The organism is Helicobacter bizzozeronii (genome assembly GCF_900196775.1).
Taxonomy (GTDB): domain Bacteria; phylum Campylobacterota; class Campylobacteria; order Campylobacterales; family Helicobacteraceae; genus Helicobacter; species Helicobacter bizzozeronii.
This window is the reverse complement of record NZ_FZLB01000082.1, coordinates 1-3,071: the sequence shown is the minus strand read 5'-3', so window position 1 is coordinate 3,071 and position 3,071 is coordinate 1. Positions and strand designations below refer to the sequence as shown.

The following is a 3,071-nucleotide window of genomic DNA, read 5'->3' as shown; positions in this document are numbered from 1 at the left end:
CACCTAGTCCAACGCCAAGACTTTGATAACGCCACTAAAGCCTTGATTAGAGAGATTGAGGGGGGATTACCACCAGATGAGCCAAAATCTTTTGATTATAAAACAGAGGGGAACAAAGAGTTAAAAGATTTAAGGGTAGATCTAAGACAGAGTCTAGTCCATATTTTAAACCAAGATATCATGAATAAAGAAACGGGGGTAGTTGCACGGATTTCAACTAATGGTCTCACCAAAATATCCAGCACAAAAGCTCTAAAGAAAAGCTTGGCTAATGGCTTCACCCAAGAGGAACATTTTAAAGTGGGGGCAGATATTAAGGCTCTTTTTGAAAATGCGAGATTAGGAGAAACGCACCCAGATTACAAAGAAAGCCCCGGTATAAAAGCGGTGCATAGATACTTTACAGAGATCAACATCAATGGCAAAAGAGCCCAAGCTAAAATTACACTAAGAGAGAGCGTGCAACAAGGGCACAGAATCCACAGTCTAGAGCTAGAAGAGTTAAGCCCTCTGCCTTAAGGGATTACAGCACACCTATGTAGTCCCAGCAGAGGCGAGCTAAACTCACTATGACGAGAGGATGTGCGAAGTCCAATGAACTTTCAGGCGATTTATTGTAAAGCCCGTAAAAAGGAACATACAACATAAATGCTTAATCTCAAATTAAAAAACAACGCCACTAAAGCCTTGATTAGAGAGATTGAGGGGGGATTACCACCAGATGAGCCACCCCCTGGTGGTGGTGGAGGTGGAGGGATAGCTAATCCCAAAGACACGCCCATTAGTGGTGGGGGCAATAAGCCACCCAATGACGAACACACGAGCAAGGAGGGGAATGGGGAACTTATTAGCAAAACCACGCCCACACGCAAAGCCACTAAAGAGGACTTAACACAAGAATTTTTAGAGGAAGTCAAAAGACGTAAGAATGATAAGGTTTGGGTGGGGGATTTAACAAACCCCCAAATTATCCAACGCCTAGGTTTTGACCCTAACAAGCCTATTAAGATGTTATTTGATGGAGACGCTTTAACCCATATTGAAAAAAGGCATGGAGAGGGGAGTCCTTTAGTAGAGAGCAGTGGGCAACCAGCGGTTAAATTGGAGGATATCCAAAACTACCCGGATATTGTCAATCATGCGGATAAAATAGAAATACAAAAATACAAGGATATAACCACACTTCTAGCGGGCAAACAAATTAACGGGTATGCCGTGGTGATTGAAATTGTTAGCAAGAAAAATAACGCCTTGAATCTCAAAACCATGTATAAAGAAAACGGGCTTTTAGAGAAAAACCGCGATTTTAGCGGAGCAGGCATACGACTATCCAAAGATAGCGGGAATGCCCCCGAGATAAACCCGAGTACGCCCTTAGACGCAACCGGCTCCAAGTCTAACCCTACCACCCCAGAGCTTAAAAATCAAGAATTAGCAGGGCGCACCAAAGATGATAAAGCCCAAGAGGCATTAAAAAAGATAGACCCTAGCACCCTAAACCCCGAACAACAAGAGATTTTAAAAGTCTTTAAGGGGGAAATCCCTAGTAGTCGCTTACAGGGCAAAGATTTACAAGAGCTCTACACCCTAGAAACAGGTAGCCGCAAAATTGGGGCTAGGAAAATTCTCATCAAACACTTTGGTGAGGAAAAGACCGGAGGGCTCAATAGTGCGGAGCTTTTAAATATAGGCTTTGTGTTGCGTAACGGGGAAATGGATGCCACTAGCTTTGAGCTTAGAGAAAATGCCCTGCGTTATGCTTACACACTTAAAGAAAAAGATGGGGTTACCTTAAGAGTGGTGGTGGATGAATTTAACGATGGGAAAAAGATTTTTGATTTTTATAGTAGCCGCAATTTTACAGATTATCAGGGCGGTTACAATCCTAAACTGCCTACCGCCCATAATCAGGCTACCACCCAAGAGCTTAAAAATCAAGCCACAGAGCTTCACGCCAAAGCCAAAGAGAAAGAAGCGGGGTTTAAAGGGCTTTTAGAGGGGCTCAAAGGGGCTAGTAGTGAGTTAGAGGCGAGCAACTTGCTTAAGAGTGTAGAGAGTATTGAGAGCAAGATCAGACGCAAGCAAGGGGATATAACCGCTATTGGCGACTTTTTAAGAGCGGCTATTAGAGTGGAGCATAGGGGGCAACTCAATAGCCAGTTAATCCACATTGAGGATAGCCTAAGAGCACAAGGGATAGAGCCTACCATAGAGCTACACCACCGCCAAAGTGGGTATAAAGGCGTGCATATCCAGTTTAATTATAACGGGGTAGCTAGCGAAATGCAGCTACACACTAACAGCACTTGGGGGACTAAAAAAGAGTTAGACCCGATTTATCATATTGTCAGAAACCCAAAAGAGCGTGCAAAACTCACAGATGAAGAGTTAATGGCTTTAGAGGCTGAAAGCAACCGCCTAGCTCAAGGCATGGATTTGGATATAAGCGACTTCACTTCATACGAGGTGAGCTTAACCAGTGCCTCAAACTCTGAAAAGTCCGTTCTAGTCAGAAAATCACCCACAGAGGGGAAACCCACCCAAGAGCCTTTAGAAAAGTCAAATTCAAACCGCGCTTTTTCAGAGGGAGATACTGCATATAAGCGCCCCGAGTCTGAGTTAAGCCGAAATTCTAGTTTTTCAGGGGATAGTGGAAAATCCATACAAACTCCTTTAAAAGAGGATACCACAACCCCCCAAACAAGCCCCTTAAGCATCCACCAGCAGGCACTGCAAGCCCGTCAGGCTAGAGAACAAGCCAAGTTAGAAGCCAAGAGGCTAGAGGAGCAAAAGCAAGCCCAAAGAGAGGCTCAAGAGCAAGAACGCCGCGCCCAAGCAGCCAAAGACTACCAACAAGCCCAAGAGCAAAAGCAAGCCCAAGCTGGGGGCAAACAGAATGACAAAAATTTGCAAATCGGACAAGCTATCCCAATGACTAAACTAAAGGGCTATAGCAGTTCTGTCAGCCTTGATGATGCACGCATTTACCCGCTAGATTTTGTCATTGTCAAAACAAGCGATGTCAAGCCTAACTTAAATGCAGGTGTGGGTACACAGACCCGCACACAGAC

2 protein-coding genes are annotated in these 3,071 nt (G+C 44.5%); both read left to right on the top strand.

Annotated elements, in window-relative coordinates:
• Positions 1–519, top strand: a 519-nt coding sequence (locus C5684_RS08020; RefSeq protein ID WP_104639979.1) for an LPD3 domain-containing protein, incomplete at its 5' end; no start/stop codon positions are given.
• Between the two features lie 129 nt (positions 520–648).
• On the top strand, positions 649–3,071 hold a 2,423-nt coding region (locus C5684_RS08015; protein ID WP_104639978.1), incomplete at its 3' end, for a PBECR3 domain-containing polyvalent protein.